Origin of the sequence: Micromonospora sp. HM134 (assembly GCF_007833915.1) — a bacterium.
GTDB lineage: Bacteria > Actinomycetota > Actinomycetes > Mycobacteriales > Micromonosporaceae > Micromonospora > Micromonospora wenchangensis.
This window is the reverse complement of the sequence record NZ_CP041061.1, coordinates 2,251,961-2,278,213: the sequence shown is the minus strand read 5'-3', so window position 1 is coordinate 2,278,213 and position 26,253 is coordinate 2,251,961. Positions and strand designations below refer to the sequence as shown.

Below are 26,253 nucleotides of genomic sequence, written 5' to 3'. Positions count from 1 at the left end.
ATAGCCGGATCGGTCACGACGCGCCCAGTGATGGAATGGATGACGCCGACGGGTACGTTCCCCGAACCGGGTGCCGTCCGTGCGCGGTCGCCCGTAGGCGCATTTCCTCAGGAGGTCCGACCGGTGCTCGACCCACACGAGCTGTACCAGCTCACCGACGATCTGCCCGACCTCGGACAGCCGGTGCTGATCCAGGCGCTCACCGGCTTCGTCGACGCCGGCAACGCCACCCGGCTGGCCCGCGAGCAGCTCCTCACCTCACTGGACGCCCGTACGATCGCCACCTTCGACGTCGACCAGCTCTTCGACTACCGGTCCCGCCGCCCGGTGATGACCTTCGTCGAGGACCACTGGGAGGACTACGACGCCCCGGAGCTGGCCCTGCACCTGCTCAGCGACGACGACGAGACGCCGTTCCTCCTGCTCACCGGCCCGGAGCCGGACCTCCAGTGGGAGCGGTTCGTGGCGGCGGTCAGCGGGGTGGCGGCCCGGCTCGACGTCCGGCTCACCGTTGGGCTCAACTCGATCCCGATGGCCGTCCCGCACACCCGGCCCACCGGGGTCACCGCGCACGCCACCCGCCGCGAGCTGATCGCCGGCTACGAACCGTGGTTGCAGCGGGTGCAGGTCCCGGGCAGCGTCGGCCACCTGCTGGAGTACCGGCTCGGCGAGGCCGGCCGGGACGCCCTCGGGTTCTCCGCGCACGTGCCGCACTACGTCGCCCAGACGGAGTACCCGGCCGCCGCCGAGGTGCTGCTCACCTCCGTGTCCCGCAGCACCGGGCTGCTGCTGCCCAACGAGAGCCTGCGCTCCGCCGCCGAGGTCGTCCGGGTGGAGATCGACCGGCAGGTCGCCCAGACCGACGAGGCCGCCGCGCTGGTCACGGCCCTGGAGGAGCAGTACGACGCGTTCGCCCGGGGTCGGGGTGAGAAGAACCTGCTCGCCGCCGAGACCGGTCCGTTGCCCACCGCCGACGAGCTGGGCGCCGAGCTGGAACGCTTCCTCGCCGAGCAGACCCGACCCGGCGAGACCCCGGGCGCCTGACCCCGCCGGTCGGGCGGGCGGCGACCCGACCGGGACGCCGCCCGCCCGACCCGTCCACCAGCGGCCCCCGCGCGCCGGGGGGGCGTCCCGGCGGCGGGCCGTCCCGGTGGAGCGGGCCGCGATGCGGCAGGCTGGGCACATGCGCCTGGCGACCTGGAACGTGAACTCGGTGAAGGCCCGCCTGCCCCGCCTGCTCGACTGGCTGGCCGGCACCGCCCCCGACGTGGTCTGCCTCCAGGAGACCAAGTGCCCCGACGGGGCCTTCCCCGTCGCCGAGGTCGGCGAGCTGGGCTACGAGGTGGCCAGCCACAGCGACGGCCGGTGGAACGGGGTCGCCGTCCTGTCCCGCGTCGGCCTGACCGACGTCGCCGTCGGATTACCCGACGAGCCGGGCTTCCCCCGGCCCGAGGCCCGCGCCATCGCCGCCACCTGCGCCGGGGTCCGGATCTGGTCGGTGTACGTGCCGAACGGCCGCGCCACCGACGACCCGCACTACGCGTACAAGCTGGCCTGGCTGGCGGCGCTGCGGGACGCGGTGACGCCGGAGGTGGCCGCCGGTGGCCCCGTCGCCGTCTGCGGGGACTTCAACGTCGCCCCGACCGACGCCGACGTCTGGGACCCGGCGCTCTTCGTCACCTCGACCCACGTCACCCCCGCCGAGCGGGCCGCCCTGGCCGCCCTGCGCGACCTCGGCCTCAGCGACGTGGTGCCCACCCCGATGAAGGGCCCGCACCCGTACACCTACTGGGACTACCGGGCCGGCATGTTCCACCAGAACAAGGGCATGCGGATCGACCTGGTGTACGCCTCCGCGCCGCTGGCCCGCGCGGTCCGCTCCGCGTACGTCGACCGGGAGGCCCGCAAGGGCAAGGGCCCCTCCGACCACGCCCCGATCGTGGTCGACGCCGACCTGCCCGGCCCGGAACCGACCCACCCGGCCGAGGTGGGGTAGCGCGCACGCGCCCCGGACGGTCAGCGCCCGCCCGGCTGCTCTGCTGCCGCGTCGGCGGGCTGCTGCGCCGCATCGGCCCAGAGCGCCTCGAAGTGCTCGACGTACCTGCTGAACGGACCGCCGCTCTCCCGCTGTCGCAGGTGGAACGTGACGGAGTCCTGGCCCAGCGCGCCGCCGATGTGGGTGGCCACGATCGCGTCGTCGTCGAACACCCAGACCGACATCGCGATGTGCCGGTCGGACAACCGCACGGCCAGCGGGGTGGGCGACTTGCCGATCTCGGCACGCGTCATGGCGATCCGCGTCCCGAGGTCGAGGGGCGTCGCCTCGATCCGGTCCCGGCCAGCGGTGACCGGGCTCGCCGGGTCACCCAGCAGGAAACGTACGTCCGCCCCGCCCTGCGCCTTCGCCCCCAGGGTCCCGGCGGCGTTCGGCACGTCCAGCCAGACGAAGTAGCTCGTGTAGCCGCCGAACCAGAGGCGGGACCGCGCTCCCTCGATCAACTCCCGGAACAGCGACCGGGGCAGGTCGGAACGGCGGGCGTAGACGCCCACCAACTCCCGGTCCGCACCCAACTTGACCGCGCGACGCACAGCATCAGGCCACAGCACGTCTACATCCTTACCCAGGAGACCTGCCACCCGCACCCGCGAACGTGGATGCGGCAGGCGGCCGCGGCTGACCCACCGCTGCACGGTCTTGGCATCGACGTCGCACCTCTCCGCGAGTTGGTTGACCGTGAACCCGGCAGCGGTCAGCGCGTCCCGTAGTGATTCATTCCTCGGCACCGGAGGGGACCTTTCCTAGACGTCCCTCGATGATGACATACGGGCGGTTAACTCGTCCGTCACTGACTGCGATGGTTCTTGCCGCAGCGACACCACTGCGTTCCTCCGCCAGACACCCGAAGGGATGCCACCGTGAGCGAGAAGCGCCCGACACCACCGTCCGCCCCGGATGGCGAGCGTCGTCACGGCCCGTCGCCGGGTGAAAGGCCGGGGCCGGGGTCACCGCTGCCGGCGGCAACGGTACGAGCCGGTGAACTGCTGCACCTCACCAGAGATGCGAGCGTGCAGTTCATCCGGCCGATCACCGTCCGGGTCATCCGGGTGCTGACCGGCTGGCACACCTACGACGGGTGGGTGTGGGTCGACGCGTACCAGCTGAATGCCGCCGGTGACGCGGTCCGGCGGCGGACCCTGTTCCTCAGGCCGGACGGTGCCCGACGGCCCGCCCCGGCACCGGAACAGGCGAGCGGCCGGCGACCGGGGGAAGCCACCACCCGGTCGGCACCGGCGGCCCGGCGGCGCAACACCCGGCCGGACCCGGCAGCGGTACGCACCACGGCGGCGATCCGGTGACCGGAGCGCTGTCGGGTCGGCACACGCCGCTGCGGCCGATCTGGTTGTGCCGGGTCGATGCCCGGCCCTGGCCCTGCGGAGAAGCGAAACTCGCGCTCCTGGCCAGGTACGACGGTGACCGGACCGGCCTGGTGGTCCTGCTGGCCAGGTTGTCGGCAGAGGCGACCGAACACCTGACGCAGCTCGACTGGGTCGTCAGGTCGACCTGACCGACCGCTTCCCGGCCTGGCTCCGTCCACCCACCGACTGATCGTCCCGCCCGGACCGGCCGGCGGCAGGTGGATCGTGGAGAGTTGTTGCGGGCGGGGTGACGACAACTCTCCACGATCCGTGCGCCGGACCCGGCCGCCAGCCGGGGACCGGCCCGGCGGTGCGGGGCTAGGGTGGGGAGATGGCAGTCGTGAAGATCAACGCGATCGACGTCCCGCCCGGTGCCGGCGCGGAGTTGGAGAAGCGGTTCGCCGCCCGGGCCGGCGCGGTGGAGAACTCCCCCGGTTTCCTCGGTTTCGAGCTGCTGCGCCCGGTGGCCGGCGAGAGCCGCTACTTCGTGTACACCCGCTGGGAGACCGAGGAGGCGTACCAGGCGTGGGCGGCCGGGCCGTCGCGGGCCGCGCACGCCGGTGGTGGGGGCGGCGAGCAGCAGCGGCCGGTCGCCTCCGGCGCGACGCTGCTGGAGTTCGAGGTGGTCCAGCAGGTGACCGGCAAGGGCTGACCCGGCGGCCCCGGGCGGTCAGAGCCAGGGCAGGACGGGCGCGGTGGTGGGGGCGGCGAGCCGGGCGAGCCAGCCGGCGATCCCGGCGGCGCCCTGCATGAAGCCGGGCTCCGGCGGCAGCTCCGCCGGGGTCCGGGTGTGCTCGGTGTTGGACCAGGTGACCCCCGTCGGGGTGGACACCGTCCGGACGAGCACGTCCTCGGCGAGCCGGTGCGCCCAGTCGAGCAGGGCAGGATCGGCGGTGGCCCGGTAGCGGTCCACCAGCAACTGTCCGACCCCGGCCGTGCCGCAGCACCGGGCGAGGTTGTCCCAGTAGCCCGGGTACCGCCGCTGCGGCAGGCCGCTGTCGCGCAGCGCCCGCAGGCACCCGTCGACGGCCCGCTGCCAGCGGGGCTGCGGGTCGACGGTGTCGAGCAGGGTGAACAGCCGCACCGTGCCGGTGGGGCCGTGGCACCAGCCGAAGTTCACCGCCGGGCGGTCCGGACGGGGCGGGACCAGCAGCGGCAACGCCCAGCCGTCCGGGTGGCGGCCCATGGCCAGCAGGCCGTCGGCGGCCCGGACGGCGGTGTCGAGCAGGTCGTCGCGGCGCAGGGTGACACCGGCCATGGCGAGGGCGTAGGCGACCCCGGCGGTGCCGTGGGAGAAGCCGGGCATCAGGCGCTCGTCGCCGGCCCGCATCCGCCAGTGCGGCCCGTCCTCGTGGTCCTCGGCGAGCCCGACCAGCCCGTCGGCGAGGAGGTGCGCCGCCTGCTCCACCATCTGGCCGGTGTCGTCGTCGTGGGCGTCGAGGAGGGCCAGCAGGATGCCCGCGTCGCCGGAGATGACGTCGGAGCAACGGCCCGGGTCCACCGGGCGGTCCCGCAGCCGTTCGGCGACGCGTGCCGTCACCGACGCGGCGACGTCGAGGGCGACCGGGTCAGCGGCGACCCGACCCCAGGCGCGCAGTGCGACGGCGGCTCCGGCCCAACCGCCGAACATTCCGTCGTCGGGCACCGTCGCGGCGTCCGGCTCGTGCCGGGCGAGGTGCGCCAACCGGTCCCGGGCACCGGCCGCGACCCGGCCGAGAGCGGACCCGGCCCCGCTGTCCGGCCCGGTGACGGTGCGCGCGGACCCGGTGGCCACCCCGCCCGCCGGGGAGACGGCGGTGGCCTCGGCGCAGCCGAGCAGCACCCCGGCGGTGCCGGCGTACAGGTCGTCGAAGGGTTCGCCCGCCTCCCGCCAGCGCGGGCCGCCGTCGGCGGGCACCGCCACCGACTCGAGCCAGGCGAAAGCCTGCCGCACCACGTCCGCCGTCACCGCGCGATCCTGCCATCCGCCGCCGTACGGCGTCGCCGCAATAACGTCCCGGCGGTCAGGGGGACCGGGTCGCCGCCAACGAGGCGAACGCGATGACGTTGTCGGCGTATCCGGTGCGTCCGCCGATCCACTGGCCGCCGCACGTGATCAACCGCAGGGCGGGTGCGCCGTCACGGCCGTAGACCCGGTCGGCGGGCAGGGCCGACTTGTCGAAGAACTCCACCGAGTCGACCCGGAACACCACCACCCGCCGGTCGTCCCGGGTCACCTCGATCGTGTCGCCGGGGGCGAGTTTGCGCAGGTCGTAGAAGACCGAGGGGCCGTCCTTCGAGTCCACGTGGCCGACGATGATCGCCCGGCCGGGCTCGCCGGGGGTCGGGCCCCGGTCGTACCAGCCGGTCTCGTTGTGCCGGTCGAGCGGCGGTACGTCGATCGACCCGTCGCGGGCCTGACCGACCGGGGCCACCGGGGCGGCCACCTTGATCGCGGGCACGGTGAGCCGTACCGGTCGGCTGGCCGGCAGGCTGCCCGGCGCGGGGCTCTGCCGGGCACCGGCGGCCGGGCGTTGCGACGGCGTGCCGGTCCAGTCCAGCGGCCCGACCGAACGCCCCAGCCCGGCGCCGGTGGCGAAGACCCCGAGCAGCACCAGCGCCACCGCCAGCGGCACCGACCAGGGGCCACGCGTCGAGGACCGCCCACCCTCCGGGGCCGCCGGGGCCGGGCCGGAGCCGGTCGGGCCGCCGCTGGACGGGACCGGAGCGCGGAACGGCGGCGACATCGGATCGTCGGGCGGCCGGGCCGGAGTGGTGCGCTGGGCGGTCGCGGCGGCGGACGGCGGGGGACCGGGCACCGGGCCGGCCGGCGGGGGGATCAGGCCACCCCAGCGTGGGCGGGCCCCGCCGGGCCCCGGGCCGCCGGAGGGGGAACGGTGGGACCGCGTACCACCGGGCGGCGGGCTGCCGGGGGGCGGGAGCGGGCCGTTGCGCGGACCCGGGGAGGCGGGCGGCACGTCACTGCCCGACGACGCCACGCGGCCGGCGGGCCGCCACGATACCGACGACGGCCCCGGCGATGGTCAACGCCAGCCCGCCGGGCACCAGCAGCCCGCCGGGCAGCCCGCCGTCGCCGGCCGCGCCGCCGAAGCCGGTGTGCGGCCCGGGGCTGGGCTTGACCTTCTTGACCACCTGGAGCGCCGTCGAGGCGGTCGCCCCGTCGGGGCACTCCAGCTTGACCCGGTAGTTGCCCGGCCGGACCCGCTCCCTGACCATCGGCGCGGCGGTGAGCAGGCCGTGCTGCGGCCGCACCTGGACCCGGCCGAAGGCGTCGGACACGACGGTCGCCGGGATCGAGTTGTCGTGGCAGCTCGCCCGGATGCCGACCAGGTAACCCGGCTCGACGGTCCCCGGGGTCACCTCGACGAAGAGCACGCCGGGCGGCGGCTGCGGGTCGCCGCCCCCGTCGGGCGGGGGCTGGCCCGGCCCGGGGGCCGCAGCGACGGCCGGCGGGGCGGCGGAGAGCGGGGCGGCGGATGCCGGGGCGGCGTGCCACAGCGCGGGGACGAGGGCACCGGCGGCGACCGCCAGCGCGGCGCGGTGCAGCGGAATCGACACGTCTCCCCCTTCCGGCGCCCCGGGGCAGCGCCGGACCGACCCGGACGCCGACCTGCCGTACGGGATGAATCGTCTCACCCTCCGACCGACGGCACATCCGATACGGCGGAACCGTCGCGTACGCTCGGGTCGCTGTGACCTCCATCGACCAGAACCCCGCCGTCCCGGTGGCCCGGCCGGGCACCGGGACGATCCGCACCTTCCACCCCCGACGGGGCCGGATGACCAGCCGGCAGACCGACGCGCTGGCCCGGCTGCGGCCGACGTACGGGATCGAGATCGCCGACCTCGACGGGCCGGTCGATCCGGCCGGGTTCTTCGGTCGGGGCGCGCCCGTGGTGCTGGAGATCGGCTCCGGGATGGGTGACGCCACCGCGGCGATGGCCGCCGCCGACCCGGACCGGGACTACCTGGCGGTCGAGGTGCACACCCCGGGCATCGCCAACCTGCTCGACCTGGTGCAGCGGCACGGCCTGGGCAACGTCCGGGTCGCCCAGGGTGACGCGCTGGACCTGGTCCGGGCCATGCCGGAGGGCTGCCTGGACGCGGTGCACGTGTTCTTCCCCGACCCGTGGCCCAAGTCGCGGCACCACAAGCGGCGGATCATCCAGCCGGAGCACGTGGCGTTGCTGCGGTCCCGGCTGGTCGGCGGCGGGACGCTGCACTGCGCCACCGACTGGGCCGAGTACGCCGGGTCGATGCGGTCGACGCTGACCGCCGACCCGGAGCTGGTCGACGTCCACGGCGGGTACGCGCCCCGGCCCGCCCACCGCCCGGTGACCAAGTTCGAGCGCCGGGCCCTGACCGCCGGCCGGCCCGTCTTCGACCTGGTGCACCGCCGCGGCTGAGCCCGCTGTGTCGCCCGTCCGGCGGTATCCGACCGCTGGCGATACCGCTACCTCGACCCACAGGCGGTTCCGCGCACGGGTGATCGGGACGGGGCGGACGGCCCGGTTGGCGTACGGGGTGGTGGTGCGGGCACGATGGGGGCGCTATGACGCTGACTGCCGCGCTGCCTCGAAGCGCCGACCCCGACACCCTCTTCGACGCGTTCGCCGGCTGGGCGTCCGAGCGTGGGCTGGACCTCTACCCGCACCAGGAGGAGGCGATCATCGAGATCGTCTCCGGCGCGAACGTGATCATGAATACGCCGACCGGTTCGGGCAAGAGCCTGGTCGCGATCGCGGCGCACTTCACCGCCCTGGCCGACGACCGGACGAGCTTCTACACCGCGCCGATCAAGGCCCTGGTGTCGGAGAAGTTCTTCGCGCTCTGCGAGGTGTTCGGCGCGGAGAACGTCGGGATGCTGACCGGCGACGCCAGCGTCAACGCCGACGCCCCGATCATCTGCTGCACGGCCGAGATCCTGGCCAACCTGGCGCTGCGCGAGGGTGCGCGGGCCGACGTCGGCCAGGTGGTGATGGACGAGTTCCACTTCTATGCCGAGCCGGACCGGGGCTGGGCCTGGCAGGTGCCGATCATCGAGCTGCCGCAGGCGCAGTTCGTGCTGATGTCGGCCACCCTGGGGGACACCACCCGGTTCGTCGACGACCTGACCCGGCGTACCGGCCGGTCGACCGCCGTGGTCCGGTCGGCCGAGCGGCCGGTGCCGCTGATCTTCTCGTACGCGATGACGCCGCTGCACGAGACGCTGGAGGAACTGCTGGAGACCAAGCAGGCCCCGGTGTACGTGGTGCACTTCACCCAGGCCTCCGCGTTGGAACGCGCCCAGGCGCTGATGAGCGTGAACGTCTGCACCCGGGCCGAGAAGGACATGATCGCCGCCGCGATCGGCAACTTCCGGTTCACCTCCGGCTTCGGCAAGACGCTGTCGCGGCTGGTGCGGCACGGCATCGGCGTACACCACGCCGGCATGCTGCCCAAGTACCGCCGGCTCGTCGAGACGCTGGCCCAGGCCGGGCTGCTGAAGGTCATCTGCGGCACCGACACGTTGGGCGTGGGCATCAACGTGCCGATCCGCACGGTGCTGTTCACCGGCCTGAGCAAGTACGACGGGGTGCGGACCCGGCTGCTCAAGGCCCGCGAGTTCCACCAGATCGCCGGCCGGGCCGGGCGGGCCGGCTTCGACACCCTGGGCCGGGTGGTGGTGCAGGCCCCCGAGCACGTGATCGACAACGAGAAGGCCCTGGCCAAGGCCGGTGACGACCCGAAGAAGCGGCGCAAGGTGGTGAAGAAGAAGCCGCCGGAGGGCTCGGTCGGCTGGGGCGAGCCGACGTTCCAGCGCCTGGTCGAGGCCGAGCCGGAGCCGCTCACCTCCAGCTTCCAGGTCAGCCACTCGATGCTGCTCAACGTGATCGGCCGGCCGGGTGACGCGTTCGCCTCGATGCGGCACCTGCTCACCGACAACCACGAGGACGCCGCCGCCCAGCGCCGGCACATCCGCCGGGCGATCGCCATCTACCGGGCGCTGCGGGCCGGCGGGGTGGTCGAGCAGCTCGACGAGCCCGACGAGACGGGGCGACGGGTCCGGCTCACCGTCGACCTCCAGCTCGACTTCGCGCTCAACCAGCCGCTGTCGCCGCTGGCGCTGGCCGCCATCGAACTGCTCGACGCCGACTCCCCGTCGTACGCCCTGGACGTGTTGAGCGTGATCGAGTCGATCCTCGACGACCCGCGCCAGGTGCTCTCCGCGCAGCAGTTCAAGGCGCGCGGCGAGGCGGTGGCCGCGATGAAGGCCGAGGGCATCGAGTACGAGGCCCGTATCGAGCTGCTCGACGAGGTGACCTGGCCCAAGCCGCTGGCGGAGCTGCTGCACGCCGCGTACGAGATGTACCGGCAGGGGCACCCCTGGGTCGCCGACCACCAGCTCTCCCCCAAGTCCGTCGTGCGGGACATGTTCGAACGCGCGATGACCTTCGGCGAGTACGTGCAGTTCTACGGGCTGACCCGGTCCGAGGGGCTGGTGCTGCGTTACCTGGCCGACGCGTACAAGACGCTGCGGCAGACCGTGCCCGAGGACGCCAAGACCGAGGAGCTGGTCGACCTCATCGAGTGGCTGGGCGAGCTGGTCCGCCAGGTCGACTCCAGCCTGATCGACGAGTGGGAGCGGCTGCGCAACCCGTCCGACGTCGCCGACGCCGCCCTGGCCCACGCGTCGCTGGAGGAGCGGGTGCCCGCGGTCACCCGTAACGCCCGCGCCTTCCGGGTGCTGGTCCGCAACGCGCTGTTCCGCCGGGTCGAGCTGGCCGCCCTGCGCCGCTGGTGGGACCTGGGCGAGCTGGACGGGGCGTCCGGGTGGGACGCCGACGCCTGGGCGGAGGCGCTGGAGCCGTACTTCGCGGCGTACGACTCGATCGGGGTGGGGCCGGACGCGCGGGGGCCGGCGCTGCTCATGATCGAGCAGGGGCGGGAGAAGTGGACCGTCCGGCAGATCCTGGACGACCCGGAGGGCGACCACGACTGGGGGATCAGCGCCGAGGTCGACCTGGCCGCCTCGGACGAGGTGGGGGCCGCCGTGGTCCGGGTGACGGAGGTCGGGCAGCTCTGAGTTTTCTTCGCAGGGGCCGTCCGGTGCGTCCGTGTCCGGTCCGGGCAATGGTGGCCGCCGGTCGCGTGGATGGCCACCAGCGGGACAGCTTCCTGCGGACGATCCGCCGTGATCTCGTCCGGAATCAGTTGGCCAATTCTTGGCCGCCTGGGGCGTTACGGCGAGGCGGGAGTCGGGAGTTCACCGAGCGCGCTTCGCGCGAGCGACTGTCCGACGGGCGTCGAGCCAGGCGACTACGGCTGTCCGTATCCGAGGCGAGGAGACGGCTTCGCCTCGCCGTCTCGCGCTGAGTTGGTCGATCAGCCAGGTTGGGGCGTGCGCCTGTTTGATGGCCTGCGTCTTGGTGAGGAGTTCGCCCTTGTCGAGTGCGTGGCGCCCCCTGGCCATGGAGGTGAGGCCGAGTTCAGCGATGGTGGGGTCCACCCATATCCACGGACGTCGAGCGGCCCAGGCCCAGTAGCCGGTGAGCTCGGCGCGGGCCGCCGCTCGTATGTCCTCGGCTGAGACTGCGGGGAAGACCTCGCGCGGCGAGCGTCCGAAGACCTCGTATCCGTGTCTCGCCAGTTCTGCTCTTGTGACCCGGGAAAGAACGCGGTGAACGAGTTGGCCGTGAGTCCAGGTCGGATGCTGCTCCTCGATAGCGGGGATGGTCGCGGTGTCGACATATACGCAGCCCAGGCTGAAGCCCGCGCCGCTCCCGCTGTCGAGTCGACGGTGGATCACTGAAAGTGCCGCCTGCCGACCGGTGTCAACAGGGCCGTCAACAAGCGCAACCAGGTCAAGATCGCTGATACGTGGGACGTAGTCACCGGTGGCCAACGACCCTGCCACCAGGAGATCGCTGACCCAACCGAGTTCCTTCAGTTCGTAGCCAAGGTCTCGAACGGCAGCAGGTGATGTCGCCATGGTGGCGAGTGTAGGAAACGCCTGCAGCAGCCGACATGAATTTCGCTGCTCGATGGTCTCGCTCAACTGTTGTCCCGCAGTCCGGTCCGACCCGACGTCGCTGTACGCCTATTGCTGGAATGGATCGATCACAATGTGGCGGGGGTTCGGTGCGTCGACGGCCAGCAGGGCCTCTCCGATGGCGAGGGCGGTCCCGTACGCGAGCCCGATCTCCACGACCCTCCGCGCCTTCTCGGCGACCAGGGGGTCGCGGACGAGGTCGCCGTCGCGTTCGGGCAGGGTCGCGGTCTGGGAGTCGCGTTCAGGTCCGTGCGTCCATACCGGCCCCTTCTGGGCAGTTGGTTGGGTACATCCCGAACTCGCGTTCTGCGTCGTTCGTCGCGCGACCAGTGTCCGGAGGGGCAGTCGGAGGGAGCCGCGGGAGAACCTCAGGGACGGGCTGGCCGTCTTCGGGCGGGCGAGACCACGCTGTTGGCCATGTTCCGGCGGACTGGCCAACTTCAGCCGGACTGGACCAGGATCGGCGGCCTCCACCCCTGGGCGATGCCACCCCCGTCGATTAGAATGTATGTACTAATCGAGTTCCTGACCTGGGAGGACGCTCGTGACCGCGCCCATCAACGCCCCCCTCACGCCGTACGCCACCCTCCTCGGTTTCACCCGGTACGTCGACCGCACCGGTCCCACCAAGGCAAGCTTCGTCGGCGGGCTGCGCAAGCAGCGGGCCAGCCGGCACGGCTTCAACCCGCACGGCCAGTTCGTCAAGGCGCTCAAGGCCGACATCGCCTTCCACACCGGCGGCACCCACCTGGCCGGGGTGGCCGATCTGGTCAAGCCGCGCTGGCGTCCGCTCTACCAGGCACTGACGCCCGGCGCGACGGCATGGCTGGCGTCGCTCGGCGAGCCGGCCGGCGTCGACCTGGCGCAGACCCGCGACGCCCTCGCGATGCTCGGCGACCTACCCGTCAAGATCAACCCCCACTTCGGCGTCCGGTACGCCGACGGCCACGCCGAGGCGGTGCGGCTGCACTTCGACGAGACCCCGCCGAGCGAGGAGGCGGCCCTGGCCACCCTGCACCTGATGGCCCGGCACATGGACGCGGTGCTGCCGCACGCCGAGCCGGTCCTGGTCGACGTGCGGCGGGGGGTGGCACACCGGACGCCCGAGCACGTCAAGCCGGCACAGGTCGAGCAGTGGCTGGCCGGCGAGGCGGCCGCCTTCCGCGCCATCTGGTCCACCGCCGCCTGAGCGCACTCCCGGCACATCCACTTATGCATTGACCTGCATAATTGTTTAAGACAGATCGGACGGCAGTGTAGCCGTCCGATCTGTCGGTCGTTGCAGACTTTCCCAAAGACCGTTCCGATCACCGCGAGAGCCGACACCGACCGTAGAGTGTTGCGGAAATCAGGTCCCTCTACCTCGATGTGTAATGGCGCAGGGAAGCACCAGTCGATCGGAGGTGGAATTCCCGATGAGTCACGTCCGTTTCCGCTACTTCGCCGGAGCCGAATCGATCCCCGCTGAATTCGTCCACCGAATACGCACCGACCTGGCCCGGTCGATGCCCCGCCACCAGGTGGCCGACTACCTGACCACCAAACAGCACATCCTGCGGGAGAGCCACCACCTCGTCGCGGCCGAGACGGCCCACGGGTGCGTCGGGCTCATCGCCGCCACCGAACGCGACCCCGACGACCGGCCCTTCACCTACGTCGAAACCCTGCTGGTCGCCGAGGAACACCACGGGGGAACCGTCGCCTTCGGTCTGGTCTCCCGACTGTTCCGCGAAATCACCCACCGACTCGGCGAATTTCCGGAACTGGTGGCCATGAAGACCTACACGCCGAAGGCGTACACGGTGATGCGCCGGTTCACCGTCCACGACGACATCCGCTGCTATCCCTCCCTCGACGGCTCCGACCCCGACGAGGTGCGCCGGCTGGCCGCCCGACTGGCCGCCCGACTGTCACCGGAGTGCCGGTTCGATCCCCGTACCGGGGTGGTCGTGCACGGCGGCGGCACGGTCGGCAGTGACTTCTGGCGGTACCGGCCACGCTCCGGGAACCGGCGCGTCGACACGTTCTTCGCCGCCGAGGTCGGCGAGTTCGACCGGGTGCTGTGCCTGGTGCACGCCCCGACACCGGCCGCCCGCGCGGCACTGGCCGCAGCGCTGCGCATCACCCCGAATCCGGCACCCCGACAGGAGATCGCGTGAACGACGTAACCATGTCCGGCGGTGCGGCACGGGACTGGCTGGCCGGGAAGGGCTACCCGTTCACCGACAACGTCGAATTCCGCCGCTCGGCCGGCGAGTTCGACGGGGGCGGCCAGTTCGGCGTCGAGATCCCGGCGGTGAACTCGATGCGCGACCTCGAAATCATGGTCAAACTGCTCAACGAGCACGGGGTCCGGGTCACCCGGTTCAACGAGACGCTCGGGTCCTTCCTGCTCTCCGACGCCGAACTGACCGACATGTTCGCGCTGTGCCGGGAGAACGACCACGGCATCGTGGTCAGCCTCGGCCCCCGCCCCGAGTACGACACGAAGAGCGCCTTCTACCGCACCGGCTTCGGCCTGGAGATGGGCCGGCAGATCAACAACAGCGACGGCATCCGCGCCTGCGTGGCCGAGGCGCTGCGGCTCGCGGCGCTCGGCTGCCGGGGCATCACCGTCTACGACATCGGCGTGCTGCGGGTGCTCGCGGAACTGCGGTCCGACGGGCTGCTCCCGGCCGACCTGGTCTTCAAGACCTCCAGCCACTGCATGCCGACGAACCCGTTCCTGGCGCGGATCTTCGCCGAGAACGGCGCCGACAGCATCACCCTGGCGCACGACCTGGGCCTGCCGATGATCCAGGAGATCCGGCGGCTCAACCCCGAACTGCCGATGGACGTGCCCACCGACGTCTACCGCACCAAGGGCGGCTTCATCCGGTTCTACGAGCTGGCCGAGATCGTCCAGATCGCCGCGCCGGTGATGCTCAAGATGGGCGCGAGCGTGCAGGAGCACCCGTACGACCCGCCGAGTGAGGCACGGACCGTCGAACGGGTCCGGCGCGTCGCCCGCGGCCTGGAAATGCTGGACCGCCACCTTCCCGACAAGACCGCCATCTCCCGCCGCAGCCGGCAGTACGCGATTCCGGCCGCGGCGTCCGACCGACGACAGGGGCCGGCAAGCGTATGACCAAGAACGAGCACGCCGCTTTCAAGCAGGAGGTCGACGAACTGCTGCGGCAGATGGTGCAGCAGTTCTACCGCGAGGTCGAGGGCGCGGACCACCTCTTCCGGGCCAGGGACATCAACATGGCCTACTACCAGCGGCACGTCATCGAGATCATTCTCCGGCTGCGGATGAAGCGGTGGATCGACGCGCTGACGATTCACTACTTCACCAAGCACAACCCGGTGCTGGCCAAGAAGTGGTGTGCCTACACCGAGGACGAGATGCTGCACGACTCGATGTTCGCCAAGGACCTGGAACGGGTCGGGGTGAGCCGGGAGGAGATCTACTCGACCGAGCCGATGTTCTCCACCAAACTGCTCCAGGGCTACTTCTACTACGGTCTCGAACACGAGGGCCGGCCGCTCGCCTCGCTGTCCAGCTCGTACTTCATCGAGAACGTCTCGCTGATGACCCAACCGGACTGGATCGAGAACGTCGAGCAGGTGCTCGGCGCGGGCATGGCCAAGGGGCAGCAGGCGCACGTCAACCACGACCTGGAGGACGACCACACCGATTTCGTGTGGGACGTGCTCATGACGTTCGTGCACACCGACGACGACCGGCGACGGGTGGTGGAACACATCACCAACGTGTACCGGCTGTTCTGCGCCTTCTACACCGAGCTGTACCACCGCACCGTGCTCAAACAGGACGGCGCATTCGCGGTGGTGAAAGCGCTGACCCACCCCTGACGGGGCGAATCGCGGGCGGATGCGGGTCACCTCGGGGCGCCGGTCGCGGTGTTAGTGTCGGGCCCACCTTCCGTCGGACGGCGGTCACGTCACCACCGGTGGCGTGACCGCCCGTCGACCTCCGTCGCCGAGGAGAATGATCGCGATGGCCGTCACCGGCAACCGTCGTGCCGTCGTTTCCGTGCAAAGCCGGGAATGCAGCCCCGAACTGTTGGAACGGTTGAGCGGATCGACGTTGTTTCCCGAACGGCCGGTCGGGGCGGCGATCGTCGCGGTGGTCTGCCGAGGTGGCGGTTCGCTGCTCTACGTCACCGCGCCCCGGATGATCGACGCCGACCGCCAGGTGGACTACTTCCTCGGGCTGCTGCCGCAGGAACCGGTCGACGGGCGGGACCCCCGCCGGGAACGGGTGGTCGTCGGCAGCCTCGACGACTCCTCGTCCCGCTGGCTGAGCGACAAGCTGCTCGACCCGACGAACCCGGAGGCCGCGCGGCTGCGCGGGCGCGTGGCCGACTTCGTCGCCGCCGCCCGGCGGGCGGGCGACGAGATCGCGCTGAGCTCCTTCGAACCGTCCCGCAACCTCCAGGACTACGCCGCCGCCCTCGGCGTCCCCGGGGACCAGGCCGACGCCGGGTACATCCCGCTCGGCACCAAGAGCGCCGGCCGGGACATGTTCCGGGCGCTCGGCATCGAGGTGCCGGCGGGCACCCCCGAGTGCCACGACGTCGACACGCTCGCCGAGGCGGTCGCCGACCTCGTGCTGGCCGGGCGACGCCGGCTGGTGCTGAAGCTGAGCAGCACCGCGTACGGCGCGGGGATGGGCAACGCCACCCTCGACCTGACCGACGTCACCGGCACCGACCGCGCCGAGGTCGTCGCCGAGGTGGCCAAGCGGCTGCCCGGCAGCCGACTCGTCGACGGCAGGCTGGGCTGGGCGGAGTTCACCGGCCTGATCCCCCGCGCCGGCATCGTCGCCGAGGAGTTCGTCGAGGCCGACGAGCTGCGCAGCCCCAGCTTCCAGGGCCGGGTGACCCCCGCCGGTGCCGTCGAGTGCGTCTCCACCCACGACCAGGTGCTCGGCGGGATGGGGCTCACCTACGTCGGCAGTTCGTTCCCGGCCGACGCCGGCTACCGCGCCACGGTGGTGGAGTACGGCCTGCGGGTCGGCCGGTATCTCGTGGCGCGGGGCGTCACCACCGGCGACTACGGCGTCGACTTCATCGCCGCCCGCCGGGGTGACACGTTCCGGGTGCTCGGCTGCGAGCTGAACCTCCGCGCGACGGGGACCAAGCACGGTTTCGTGATGGCCAGCCAGCTGCTCGACACCGTGCCGGACGCCGACGGCCGGCTGTTCACCGACACCCCCGACGGCCGCGCGGAGCGGGTCTACCAGGCGTCCGACTCGATCACCGACCCGTCGTTGGTGGGGCTGGCCCCGGCCCGGCTGATCGACGCCGTCGAGCGGTCACCGCTGCGCTACGACCACACCCGGCGCACCGGCACGGTGCTGCACATGCTCAGCGCGCTGCCCGCCTACGGCAAGTTCGGCGCGGTCTGCATCGGCCGGAACGCGGCCGAGGCGGCCGGGTTGATGGGCCGCACCCGCGCCCTCGCCCTGGACGTGGCGGCCCGCAGCACCTGAGCCCGCCGCGCCCCGCCACGACGACGGCTCAGTCCTCCGAGGCGGGACGGCTCGCCGGGACCGTCGGCATCGGCCACTGCCCCGTCCGGACGATGGCGGAGGCGTCGAGCCGCTGCTCGGCCCAGATGTACGTCTCCGGCAGCAGATCGGCCACCGGCACCTTGCGCAGCGCGTCCAACGGTCCGACGATGACCCGGATGCCCGGGTGGTAGTCGAGCAGCACCTGCCGGCACCGCCCGCACGGCGGGATCACCCCGCGCCCCCGGTCGCCCACCGCGACGATGGTCTCCAACTCGCCCACGCCCTGGGTGGCGGCGGCACCGATGGCCACCAGCTCCGCGCAGGGGCCACCGGTGAAGTGGAAGAGGTTCACCCCGGTGAAGACCCGGCCGTCGGTGGTCCGGGCCGCCGCCGCGACGGTGTGGTTCTCGCTGCGGCAGCGCAGCTTGGCGACCGCCGTGGCGGCCTGGACCAGCGCGCGGTCGGTGTCCAGCATCGTCGTCGTCATCCGGCAGCCCCCCGTGGTCACGTCGTCGACGCTCAGCGTAGCCCGGCGGCAGCCGTTCTCCCGGGCAGCGCACCGGGGGACGCGGCCGGCCCGCAGCGGCCGGACCGGGTGCCGCCCGCCAGCCGCGCACCGGCCGCCCCGACCCGCCACGACCTGCACCGGGACCCCACCGGACCTGCCACCGGACGGCCGCCGTGGGGGTGGCGGGGAGCCCGGGGGCGTAACCCGGGGGCGGTCCGGCGGTGGGCTGCCTATCCTTGGCGTCGACATGCAGAATCCAGCCGCCTCCGGTCCCGCCGCGCCCGCCGACGCCCCGACCGCCCGTGAGCTGCACCGCCGGCTCACCCCGTTGATGTTCCGCGACCAGCGTCGCCTCCAGCGGCGGCTGGACGGGGTGCGCAAGCTGCGCGACCCGCAGCGGCGCGACGAGGCGCTGGCCGAGATCGCCGGTGAGGTGTCCCGGGCGGAGGGCCGGCTGGCCACCCGGCGGGCCGCCGTGCCGACGATCACGTACCCCGCGCAGTTGCCGGTCAGCGAGCGCCGCGACGACATCGCCGCCGCGATCCGCGACCACCAGGTGGTGATCGTGGCCGGCGAGACCGGCTCCGGCAAGACCACCCAGCTACCCAAGATCTGCCTGGAGCTGGGGCGCGGGATCACCGGCCTGATCGGGCACACCCAGCCCCGCCGGCTGGCCGCGCGGACGGTCGCCGACCGGATCGCCGAGGAGCTCGGCACCGAGCTGGGCGACGTGGTCGGCTACAAGGTGCGCTTCACCGACCAGGTGAGCGACCGTAGCCTGGTCAAGCTGATGACCGACGGCATCCTGCTCGCCGAGTTGCAGACCGACCGGATGCTGCGCCAGTACGACACGTTGATCATCGACGAGGCGCACGAGCGCAGCCTCAACATCGACTTCATCCTCGGCTACCTGCGCCAGCTGCTCCCCCGGCGTCCCGACCTCAAGGTGGTCATCACCTCGGCGACCATCGAGACCGACCGGTTCGCCCAGCACTTCGCCGACGCCGACGGGCGGCCCGCACCGGTGGTCGAGGTCTCCGGGCGGACGTACCCGGTGGAGGTGCGGTACCGGCCGCTGGTGGAGGTCACCGAGGGCGACGACGACGGGGCCGACGACGAGGAGAACGTCCGCGACCAGATCCAGGCGATCGGCGACGCGGTGCAGGAGCTGGCCGCCGAGGGTCCCGGCGACATCCTGGTCTTCCTCAGCGGCGAACGGGAGATCCGGGACACCGCCGAGGCGCTGGGCAAGCTGACCCAGTCGAAACGCGCGCTGCTCGGCACCGAGATCCTGCCGCTGTACGCCCGGCTGTCGGCCGCCGAACAGCACCGGGTCTTCGCCCCGCACCCCGGACGCCGGGTGGTGCTCGCCACGAACGTCGCGGAGACCTCGCTGACCGTCCCCGGCATCAAGTATGTGGTGGACCCGGGTTCGGCCCGGATCTCCCGCTACTCCAGCCGGCTCAAGGTGCAGCGGCTACCCATCGAGCCGGTCTCCCAGGCGTCGGCCAACCAGCGCAAGGGCCGCTGCGGCCGGACCTCGGACGGCATCTGCATCCGGCTCTACGACGAGCAGGACTTCGCCTCCCGGCCGGAGTTCACCGACCCGGAGATCCTGCGCACCAACCTCGCCTCGGTCATCCTCCAGATGACCGCGATCGGTCTCGGTGATCTCGCCGCGTTCCCGTTCATCGACCCGCCGGACCGGCGCAACATCACCGACGGGGTCAACCTGCTGCACGAGCTGGGCGCGCTGGACCCGACCGAGACCGACCCGGCCAAGCGGCTCACCCCGCTGGGCCGGCGGCTGGCCCAGCTCCCGGTCGACCCCCGGCTGGCCCGGATGGTCATCGAGGGGGAACGCAACGGCTGCGCCACCGAGGTGCTGGTGATCGCCGCCGCCCTGTCGATCCAGGACCCCCGGGAACGGCCGGCGGAGAAGCAGGCCCAGGCCGACCAGGCGCACGCCCGGTTCACCGACCGGGAGTCCGACTTCGTGTCGCTGCTCAACCTGTGGCGGTACCTGCGTGAGCAGCAGCGGGAGCTGTCCTCCAGCGCGTTCCGCCGGATGTGCCGGGCGGAGTACCTCAACTACCTGCGGGTGCGCGAGTGGCAGGACATCGTCGCCCAGTTGCGTCAGGTGCTGCGTACCCCGGAGCAGGGCGACGGGCGGCGGGGCCGGCGGGGCGCGGCGCAGCCCCCGGCCGACGGGGGCCGGCGCGGGGTCGCCGCCGACCTGCCGGAGGAGATCGACACCCCGAAGGTGCACCAGTCGCTGCTGCCCGGCCTGCTGTCGCACATCGGGCTCAAGGACGCCCAGAAGCACGAGTACCTGGGCGCGCGGGGGGCGAAGTTCGCGGTCTTCCCGGGGTCGGCGCTGTTCAAGAAGCCGCCGCGCTGGGTGATGGCCGCCGAGCTGGTGGAGACCTCCCGGCTGTGGGGCCGGGTCGCCGGGCGGGTCGAGCCGGAGTGGGTGGAGCCGCTGGCCCAGCACCTGGTCAAACGCAGCTACAGCGAGCCGCACTGGGAGAAGAAGCAGGCCGCCGTCATGGCCTACGAGAAGGTCACCCTGTACGGCGTCCCGCTGGTCAGCTCCCGCAAGGTCAACTTCGGTCGGATCGATCCGGCGCTGAGCCGGGAACTGTTCATCCGGCACGCCCTGGTGGAGGGCGACTGGCAGACCCACCACCAGTTCTGGCGGGACAACGAGAAGCTCCGCACCGAGGTCGAGGAGTTGGAGAACCGGGCCCGCCGCCGGGACATCCTGGTCGACGACGAGAGCATCTTCGCCTTCTACGACCAGCGCGTCCCCGCCGACGTGGTCTCCGGCCGGCACTTCGACGCCTGGTGGAAGGTGGCCCGCCGACAGCAGCCCGACCTGCTCACCTTCACCCGGGAACTGCTGGTCAACGCCGGACGCGGCGGGGTCGACGAGGCCGACTTCCCGGACGAGTGGCGGGCCGACGGGGTGACCCTGCCGCTGACGTACACCTTCGACCCGACCGCGCCCACCGACGGCGTCACCGTGGACATCCCGCTGCCGCTGCTCAACCAGGTGCCGGCGGAGAGCTTCGACTGGCAGGTGCCGGGGCTGCGCGAGGAACTGGTGATCGCGCTGATCCGGACGCTGCCCAAGGCGGTGCGGCGCAACTTCGTCCCGGTGCCCGACCACGCCCGCGCGGCGCTCGCCGCGATCACCCCCGGCGAGGAGCCGCTGCTGGACGCGTTGACCCGGCAACTGCGCCGGATGACCGGGGTGACCGTGCCCCGGGAGGCGTGGGAGCCGGCGAAGCTGCCGCCGCACCTGCGGGTGACGTTCCGGGTGATCGGTGACGCGGACAAGCCGGTCGCCGAGGGCAAGGACCTGCCGGCCCTGCAACGCCAGCTCCGCCAGGAGGTACGTCAGGTGGTGGCCGCCGCCGCGCCGGAGGTGACCCGGACCGGGCTGACCGGGTGGACCATCGGCACCCTGCCGCGCACCATCGAGCAGGTGCGGGCCGGCTACGCGGTGACCGCCTACCCGGCGCTGGTCGACGAGGGCACGACGGTCGGGGTGAAGGTCTTCGACTCCGAGGCCGAGCAGGCCGCCGCGCACTGGGCGGGCACCCGGCGGTTGCTGCGGTTGACCGTGCCGTCCCCGGCGCAGTTCCTCCAGGGGCGGTTGAGCAACGAGGCGAAGCTGGCGTTGAGCCGCAACCCGCACGGCGGGGTGCAGCAGCTCATCGCCGACGCCGCCGGGGCCGCCATCGACAAGTTGATCGCCGACGCGGGCGGCCCGGCCTGGGACGCCGACGGCTTCGCCGCCCTGCGCGACCGGGTCCGCGCCGACCTGGTCGACACGGTGGTCGAGGTGATGGGCCGGGTCCGCCAGGTGCTCGCCGCCGCGTACGCGGTGGAGCAGCGGCTCGGCGCGACCCGCAACCTGGCCGTGGTGGCCGCCCTGGCCGACCTGCGTCAGCAGCTCACCGGCCTGGTGCACGACGGTTTCGTCACCGAGGCCGGGTACGCCCGGCTGCCCGACCTGCTGCGCTACCTCACCGCGATGGAACGCCGGCTGGACCGGCTGACCGCCAACCCGCAGCGGGACAAACAGCAGCAGGACCGGATCGCCACGGTGCAGCAGGAGTACCGGGACATGGTGGCCGCGCTGCCCCCGGCCCGCCGCGCCTCGGCCCCGGTGCGGCAGATCCGCTGGATGATCGAGGAGCTGCGGGTGAACGTCTTCGCGCAGGCCCTCGGCACCCCCTATCCGGTCTCCGAGCAGCGCATCTACCGCGCGATGGACGACGCCGAGGGGCGCTGATCAGGGCAGCGGTTCCACCCCCGGCGGCAGGTCGCTGGTGCTGGTGGCCGCGTGCACGTAGTCGAGGAGGATGCGGCGCAGTTCCCGCCCGGCGTGGGTGGGCACGACGTCGCGGCGGCGGGCCACCGCGATGGTCCGGCGTACCCCGGGCGGGGCGAGCCGGGTGACCCGGATGCCGGGGCGGCGGCTGACCACGATGCCCGGCACCAGGGCGATGCCCAGTCCGGCCTCGACGAAGCTGAGCACGGCGTCCATCTCGCCGCCGTCGACCGAGAAGGTGGGCTCGAAGCCGGCCTCCCGGCACGCCTGGATGGTGGCGTCGCGCAGGTCGTAGCCCTCGCGGAACATCACCAGCGGTTGGTCGCGCAGGTCGGTGATCCGCAACTCGCCGCTGACCAGCGCGGCGGGCAGCGGCTCGACCGAGGCGATCACCAGGCTCTCCCGCAGGATCGGGTCGACCCGCAGCCCGGGGTCGGCCCCCTGGGCGGGCATGATGATCAGGGCCAGGTCGAGGTCACCGCGCAGCAGGTCGCGGACGAGGTCCTGCGAGCCGCCCTCCTCGACCCGCAGGTCGACGGCGGGGTGGGCGTCGCGGAACCGGCGCAGCACCGGCGGGGCGAGCGAGGTGGCCAGGCTGGGGGTGGCCCCGAGCCGGACCCGGCCCCGGCGCAGGCCGACCAGTTCCTGCACCTCCCGGGTGGCGGTGTCGACGTCGGCGAGGATGCGTTTGGCCAGCGGCAGCAGCACCTCACCGGCGGCGGTGAGGGCGATGTTGCCGCGTACCCGCTCGAACAGGGGGGCGCCGAGGGTGGTCTCCAGAGCGTGAACTTGCTTACTCAACGACGGCTGGGTTATGCCGACGATGTCGGCGGCTTGGGTGAAATGTCGTACTTCAGCCACCGCGACGAAGTACCTCAGCTGATGGAGCTGCATCTTCATAGCTTATGGCTATCGAGACTGCGAGGTCGATGCATTGGACGACTGATTGCAGGGCTCCTAGCGTCGGTCAGGTGGTAATCACGAAAACTCGGTCGCCCATCCGCTCCAACGTCGGCCTCAAGGCCGTCATGGCGGTGACGGGCATCATGCTCGTGCTGTTCCTCGTCGCCCACATGCTCGGCAACCTCAAGGTGTTCACCGGCGAGACCTCGTTCGACCACTACGCCCACTGGCTGCGCGACATCGGCAAGCCGCTGCTGCCCGGGGTGTGGTTCCTGTGGATCCTGCGCACCGCGCTGGTGGTGGCGGTGATCGGGCACATCTGGGCGGCGACCGTGCTGGCCGTACGGGCCCGCGCCGCCCGCCCGGTGCGCTACGCCCACCGCAGGAAGGTCCAGGGCAGCTACGCCGCGCGCACCATGCGCTGGGGCGGCGTGATCATCCTGCTCTTCGTGATCTACCACATCCTGGACCTGACCACCGGCACCCTGAACCCGGTCGGCGACGCCAGCAACCCGTACGGCAACGTGGTCGCCGACTTCGCCCCGGACCGCTGGTACGTGACGCTGTTCTACACGCTGGCGATCGTCACCGTCGGCTTCCACCTGCGGCACGGGCTGTTCTCCGCGTTGCGCAGCCTCGGCCAGCAGACCCCCCGGGGCGAGCGGCGGGCCCGCACCGCCGCGCTGGTCTTCGCCGTCGTGCTCTGCGCCGGCTACCTGGTGGTCCCGTTCGCCGTACTCACCGGATTGGTGTCCTGACATGGAACTCTTCACCGAGGGCGAGCCGATCGCCGACACGAAGGCTCCCGACGGCCCGGTCGAGAAGCGCTGGGAGACCCGCCGCTTCGAGGCCAAGCTGGTCAACCCGGCGAACCGACGCAAGCTGACGGTGATCGTGGTGGGCACCGGGCTGGCCGGTGGCTCCGCCGCCGCCACCCTCGCCGAGCAGGGCTACCGGGTGCGCAGCTACTGCTACCAGGACAGCCCGCGCCGGGCGCACTCGATCGCCGCGCAGGGCGGCATCAACGCCGCCAAGAACTACCGCAACGACGGCGACTCGGTGCACCGGCTCTTCTACGACACGGTCAAGGGCGGCGACTTCCGCTCCCGCGAGTCGAACGTGCACCGGCTCGCCGAGGTGTCGGTCAACATCATCGACCAGTGCGTCGCCCAGGGCGTCCCGTTCGCCCGCGAGTACGGCGGCCTGCTGGACACCCGCTCCTTCGGCGGCGCGCAGGTGCAGCGCACCTTCTACGCCCGGGGCCAGACCGGCCAGCAGCTGCTGCTCGGCGCGTACCAGGCACTGGAGCGGCAGATCGGCCTGGGCAACGTGGAGATGCACACCCGGCACGAGATGCTGGAACTGGTCGTGGTGGACGGCCGGGCCCGGGGCATCGTGGTACGCGACATGGTCACCGGTGAGATCAGCACCGAGATGGCCGACGCGGTGGTGCTCGCCTCCGGCGGCTACGGCAACGTCTTCTACCTCTCCACCAACGCCAAGGGCTGCAACGTCACCGCCTCCTGGCGGGCGCACCGCAAGGGCGCGTACTTCGCCAACCCCTGCTACACCCAGATCCACCCGACCTGCATCCCGGTCTCCGGCGACCACCAGTCGAAGCTGACCCTGATGAGCGAGTCGCTGCGCAACGACGGCCGGGTCTGGGTGCCGAAGGCCAAGGGCGACGACCGCGACCCCCGGCAGATCCCGGAGGACGAGCGGGACTACTACCTGGAGCGGATCTACCCGTCGTTCGGCAACCTGGTCCCCCGGGACATCGCCTCCCGGGCCGCCAAGAACGTGTGTGACGAGGGCCGGGGCGTCGGCCCGACCAAGCTCGGGGTCTACCTCGACTTCGCCGACGCGATCGACCGGCTCGGCCGCAAGGCCATCGAGGCCAAGTACGGCAACCTGTTCGAGATGTACGAGCGGATCACCGGCGAGGACCCGTACCGGGTACCGATGCGGATCTACCCGGCCGTGCACTACACGATGGGCGGGCTCTGGGTCGACTACGACCTCCAGTCGACCATCCCCGGCCTGTTCGTGATCGGCGAGGCGAACTTCTCCGACCACGGCGCGAACCGGCTCGGCGCGTCGGCGCTGATGCAGGGCCTGGCCGACGGGTACTTCGTGCTGCCCACCACGATCGCCAACTACCTGGCGTCCGGGCCGCTGGAGAAGGTCGACGCCAGCCACCCGGCGGCGGTGCAGGCCCGGCGCGACGTGGAGGACCGGATCGCCCGGCTGCTGGCCGTGAACGGCGACCGGACGGTGGACTCGTTCCACCGGGAGCTGGGCCAGATCATGTGGGAGCACTGCGGCATGGAGCGCTCCGAGGCCGGGCTGCGCAAGGCCATCGACGAGATCCGGGCGCTGCGGGAGCAGTTCTGGCAGCGGGTCCGGGTGCCGGGCGACGGCGAGGGGCTCAACCAGTCGCTGGAGAAGGCCGGCCGGGTGGCCGACTTCTTCGAGCTGGCCGAGCTGATGTGCATCGACGCCCTGCACCGCGAGGAGTCCTGCGGCGGCCACTTCCGGGCCGAGCACCAGACCCCCGACGGTGAGGCGCAGCGCGACGACGACCGGTTCGCCTACGTGGCGGCCTGGGAGTTCACCGCCACCGGTGAGCCGGCCGTGCTGCACAAGGAAGACCTGAAGTTCGAGTACGTCCACCCCACGCAGCGGAGCTACAAGTGAACCTGACCCTGCGCATCTGGCGTCAGTCCGGCCCCCAGGACAAGGGGCGGATGGTCACCTACCCGGTCGACGACGTCTCCCCCGACATGTCGTTCCTGGAGATGCTCGACGTGCTCAACGAGCGGCTGATCCTCGCCGGGGAGGAGCCGGTCGCCTTCGACCACGACTGCCGCGAGGGCATCTGCGGCATGTGCGGCCTCATGATCAACGGGGACGCGCACGGGCCGCAGCGCGGCACCACCGCCTGCCAGCTGCACATGCGGCAGTTCTCCGACGGGGAGACGATCGACATCGAGCCGTGGCGGGCCCGCGCCTTCCCGGTGATCAAGGACCTGGTGGTCAACCGGAGCGCCTTCGACAAGATCATCGCGGCCGGTGGGTACATCACCGCCCCGACCGGCAGCGCCCCGGAGGCACACGCCGCCCCGGTGGCCAAGGCCAACGCCGACGCCGCCTTCGAATCCGCCGCCTGCATCGGCTGCGGCGCCTGCGTGGCGGCCTGCCCGAACGGCTCCGGAATGCTCTTCACCGCCGCCAAGGTCACCCAGCTCTCGCTGCTGCCGCAGGGCCAGCCGGAGCGCTACACCCGGGTGATCGGCATGGTCGACGCGCACGACGAGGCCGGCTTCGGCGGCTGCACCAACGCCGGAGAGTGCACCGCGGTCTGCCCCAAGGGCATCCCGCTGAACACCATCGGCCGGCTCAACCGGGACTACCTCACCGCGACCGCCAAGCGCGGCGACACCCCCGGTTCCTGAGCACCTGAGCCCCACCGCGACCGCCGCACCCCGCCCGGGATGCGGCGGTCGCGCCGTTCCCGGGCCGTGGTCGCC

22 protein-coding genes and 1 pseudogene are annotated in these 26,253 nt (G+C 72.1%); 16 read left to right on the top strand and 7 right to left on the bottom strand.

Features of this window, described 5'->3' with window-relative positions:
• The first annotated feature begins 123 nt into the window (after window positions 1-123).
• On the top strand, window positions 124-1,044 hold the full coding sequence (locus FJK98_RS10140) for a proteasome assembly chaperone family protein (protein ID WP_145918794.1): 921 nt from the start codon (window positions 124-126) through the stop codon (window positions 1,042-1,044).
• A 139-nt stretch (window positions 1,045-1,183) separates the two neighbouring features.
• Complete coding sequence (locus FJK98_RS10135) at window positions 1,184-1,996, top strand: exodeoxyribonuclease III (protein WP_145918793.1); 813 nt, start codon at window positions 1,184-1,186, stop codon at window positions 1,994-1,996.
• Window positions 1,997-2,016: 20 nt separating this feature from the next.
• Here the strand turns inward: FJK98_RS10135 and FJK98_RS10130 are convergent, their stop codons facing one another.
• Window positions 2,017-2,607, bottom strand: a complete 591-nt coding sequence (locus FJK98_RS10130) for an XRE family transcriptional regulator (protein ID WP_145918792.1) — start codon at window positions 2,605-2,607, stop codon at window positions 2,017-2,019.
• Between the two features lie 459 nt (window positions 2,608-3,066).
• On the opposite strand from FJK98_RS10130, the gene FJK98_RS10125 reads away from it, so the two are divergent.
• The 3 genes from FJK98_RS10125 to FJK98_RS10115 all read left to right on the top strand — a co-directional run bounded on the left by FJK98_RS10125 (window position 3,067) and on the right by FJK98_RS10115 (window position 4,069).
• A complete protein-coding gene (locus tag FJK98_RS10125; RefSeq protein WP_370517030.1) occupies window positions 3,067-3,357 on the top strand; it encodes a hypothetical protein in 291 nt (96 codons plus the stop codon).
• Entirely contained in the window at window positions 3,354-3,566 is a 213-nt protein-coding gene (locus FJK98_RS10120) for a hypothetical protein (protein ID WP_240762735.1), read from the top strand. The genes FJK98_RS10125 and FJK98_RS10120 overlap by 4 nt, the downstream gene beginning before the upstream one ends.
• 182 nt (window positions 3,567-3,748) lie before the next feature.
• On the top strand, window positions 3,749-4,069 hold the full coding sequence (locus FJK98_RS10115; RefSeq protein ID WP_145918791.1) for an antibiotic biosynthesis monooxygenase: 321 nt from the start codon (window positions 3,749-3,751) through the stop codon (window positions 4,067-4,069).
• A gap of 18 nt (window positions 4,070-4,087) precedes the next feature.
• On the opposite strand, the gene FJK98_RS10110 is transcribed toward FJK98_RS10115, so the two are convergent.
• From FJK98_RS10110 to FJK98_RS10100, 3 genes and pseudogenes are all read right to left on the bottom strand, one after another.
• On the bottom strand, window positions 4,088-5,365 hold the full coding sequence (locus tag FJK98_RS10110; RefSeq protein ID WP_168222412.1) for a lanthionine synthetase LanC family protein: 1,278 nt from the start codon (window positions 5,363-5,365) through the stop codon (window positions 4,088-4,090).
• Between the two features lie 55 nt (window positions 5,366-5,420).
• Window positions 5,421-6,215: a class F sortase gene (locus FJK98_RS10105; protein ID WP_240762733.1), complete on the bottom strand. Its 795-nt coding sequence runs from the start codon at window positions 6,213-6,215 to the stop codon at window positions 5,421-5,423.
• A 160-nt stretch (window positions 6,216-6,375) separates the two neighbouring features.
• A pseudogene (locus FJK98_RS10100) lies at window positions 6,376-7,072 on the bottom strand (hypothetical protein).
• A 124-nt stretch (window positions 7,073-7,196) separates the two neighbouring features.
• On the opposite strand from FJK98_RS10100, the gene trmB reads away from it, so the two are divergent.
• Both trmB and FJK98_RS10090 read left to right on the top strand, forming a co-directional pair.
• Window positions 7,197-7,823: a tRNA (guanosine(46)-N7)-methyltransferase TrmB gene (gene trmB, locus FJK98_RS10095; protein WP_370517072.1), complete on the top strand. Its 627-nt coding sequence runs from the start codon at window positions 7,197-7,199 to the stop codon at window positions 7,821-7,823.
• 146 nt (window positions 7,824-7,969) lie between these two features.
• Window positions 7,970-10,483 (top strand): RNA helicase, encoded by a 2,514-nt coding sequence (locus FJK98_RS10090; RefSeq protein WP_145918788.1) that lies wholly within the window; start codon window positions 7,970-7,972, stop codon window positions 10,481-10,483.
• Between the two features lie 180 nt (window positions 10,484-10,663).
• On the opposite strand, the gene FJK98_RS10085 is transcribed toward FJK98_RS10090, so the two are convergent.
• On the bottom strand, window positions 10,664-11,389 hold the full coding sequence (locus FJK98_RS10085) for a nucleotidyltransferase domain-containing protein (protein ID WP_145922673.1): 726 nt from the start codon (window positions 11,387-11,389) through the stop codon (window positions 10,664-10,666).
• Window positions 11,390-11,993: 604 nt separating this feature from the next.
• On the opposite strand from FJK98_RS10085, the gene FJK98_RS10080 reads away from it, so the two are divergent.
• The 5 genes from FJK98_RS10080 (at window position 11,994) to FJK98_RS10060 (ending at window position 16,949) form a co-directional block, all read left to right on the top strand.
• The gene (locus FJK98_RS10080; RefSeq protein ID WP_145918787.1) at window positions 11,994-12,638 is read left to right on the top strand and encodes a hypothetical protein; all 645 of its coding nucleotides are present in this window, start codon (window positions 11,994-11,996) and stop codon (window positions 12,636-12,638) included.
• A 226-nt stretch (window positions 12,639-12,864) separates the two neighbouring features.
• The gene (locus FJK98_RS10075) at window positions 12,865-13,608 is read left to right on the top strand and encodes a hypothetical protein (RefSeq protein WP_145918786.1); all 744 of its coding nucleotides are present in this window, start codon (window positions 12,865-12,867) and stop codon (window positions 13,606-13,608) included.
• Window positions 13,605-14,576, top strand: a complete 972-nt coding sequence (locus FJK98_RS10070; protein ID WP_205789411.1) for a U32 family peptidase — start codon at window positions 13,605-13,607, stop codon at window positions 14,574-14,576. Before FJK98_RS10075 ends, FJK98_RS10070 begins: the two co-directional genes overlap by 4 nt.
• A complete protein-coding gene (locus tag FJK98_RS10065) occupies window positions 14,573-15,307 on the top strand; it encodes an iron-containing redox enzyme family protein (RefSeq protein WP_145918785.1) in 735 nt (244 codons plus the stop codon). Before FJK98_RS10070 ends, FJK98_RS10065 begins: the two co-directional genes overlap by 4 nt.
• 181 nt (window positions 15,308-15,488) lie before the next feature.
• Window positions 15,489-16,949: a peptide ligase PGM1-related protein gene (locus tag FJK98_RS10060; protein ID WP_145918784.1), complete on the top strand. Its 1,461-nt coding sequence runs from the start codon at window positions 15,489-15,491 to the stop codon at window positions 16,947-16,949.
• Between the two features lie 28 nt (window positions 16,950-16,977).
• On the opposite strand, the gene FJK98_RS10055 is transcribed toward FJK98_RS10060, so the two are convergent.
• Window positions 16,978-17,457, bottom strand: a complete 480-nt coding sequence (locus FJK98_RS10055; RefSeq protein ID WP_145918783.1) for a cytidine deaminase — start codon at window positions 17,455-17,457, stop codon at window positions 16,978-16,980.
• 268 nt (window positions 17,458-17,725) lie between these two features.
• On the opposite strand from FJK98_RS10055, the gene hrpA reads away from it, so the two are divergent.
• Entirely contained in the window at window positions 17,726-21,781 is a 4,056-nt protein-coding gene (gene hrpA / locus FJK98_RS10050; RefSeq protein ID WP_145918782.1) for an ATP-dependent RNA helicase HrpA, read from the top strand.
• Here the strand turns inward: hrpA and FJK98_RS10045 are convergent, their stop codons facing one another.
• Complete coding sequence (locus FJK98_RS10045) at window positions 21,782-22,720, bottom strand: LysR family transcriptional regulator (protein WP_088646260.1); 939 nt, start codon at window positions 22,718-22,720, stop codon at window positions 21,782-21,784.
• Between the two features lie 128 nt (window positions 22,721-22,848).
• Here FJK98_RS10045 and FJK98_RS10040 point away from each other — a divergent pair, with 128 nt between their 5' ends.
• Genes FJK98_RS10040 through FJK98_RS10030 form a run of 3 tightly spaced genes read left to right on the top strand, consistent with a single transcriptional unit; the run spans window position 22,849 to window position 26,178 of the window.
• Entirely contained in the window at window positions 22,849-23,481 is a 633-nt protein-coding gene (locus FJK98_RS10040; protein WP_240762942.1) for a succinate dehydrogenase cytochrome b subunit, read from the top strand.
• Window position 23,482: 1 nt separating this feature from the next.
• The gene (locus FJK98_RS10035; RefSeq protein WP_145918781.1) at window positions 23,483-25,420 is read left to right on the top strand and encodes a fumarate reductase/succinate dehydrogenase flavoprotein subunit; all 1,938 of its coding nucleotides are present in this window, start codon (window positions 23,483-23,485) and stop codon (window positions 25,418-25,420) included.
• Window positions 25,417-26,178 (top strand): succinate dehydrogenase/fumarate reductase iron-sulfur subunit, encoded by a 762-nt coding sequence (locus tag FJK98_RS10030; protein ID WP_145918780.1) that lies wholly within the window; start codon window positions 25,417-25,419, stop codon window positions 26,176-26,178. The genes FJK98_RS10035 and FJK98_RS10030 overlap by 4 nt, the downstream gene beginning before the upstream one ends.
• Window positions 26,179-26,253: the final 75 nt, after the last annotated feature.

Bases quoted from the DNA above. Each gene is read 5' to 3' on its own strand.
- FJK98_RS10135 (WP_145918793.1), top strand. From the start codon at position 1,184: ATGCGCCTGGCGACCTGGAACGTGAACTCGGTGAAGGCCCGCCTGCCC.
- FJK98_RS10115 (WP_145918791.1), top strand. From the start codon at position 3,749: ATGGCAGTCGTGAAGATCAACGCGATCGACGTCCCGCCCGGTGCCGGC.
- trmB (WP_370517072.1), top strand. From the start codon at position 7,197: ATGACCAGCCGGCAGACCGACGCGCTGGCCCGGCTGCGGCCGACGTAC.
- FJK98_RS10090 (WP_145918788.1), top strand. From the start codon at position 7,970: ATGACGCTGACTGCCGCGCTGCCTCGAAGCGCCGACCCCGACACCCTC.
- FJK98_RS10085 (WP_145922673.1), bottom strand. From the start codon at position 11,389: ATGGCGACATCACCTGCTGCCGTTCGAGACCTTGGCTACGAACTGAAG.
- FJK98_RS10075 (WP_145918786.1), top strand. From the start codon at position 12,865: ATGAGTCACGTCCGTTTCCGCTACTTCGCCGGAGCCGAATCGATCCCC.
- FJK98_RS10065 (WP_145918785.1), top strand. From the start codon at position 14,573: ATGACCAAGAACGAGCACGCCGCTTTCAAGCAGGAGGTCGACGAACTG.
- FJK98_RS10055 (WP_145918783.1), bottom strand. From the start codon at position 17,457: ATGACGACGACGATGCTGGACACCGACCGCGCGCTGGTCCAGGCCGCC.
- hrpA (WP_145918782.1), top strand. From the start codon at position 17,726: ATGCAGAATCCAGCCGCCTCCGGTCCCGCCGCGCCCGCCGACGCCCCG.
- FJK98_RS10045 (WP_088646260.1), bottom strand. From the start codon at position 22,720: ATGAAGATGCAGCTCCATCAGCTGAGGTACTTCGTCGCGGTGGCTGAA.
- FJK98_RS10040 (WP_240762942.1), top strand. From the start codon at position 22,849: ATGGCGGTGACGGGCATCATGCTCGTGCTGTTCCTCGTCGCCCACATG.
- FJK98_RS10035 (WP_145918781.1), top strand. From the start codon at position 23,483: ATGGAACTCTTCACCGAGGGCGAGCCGATCGCCGACACGAAGGCTCCC.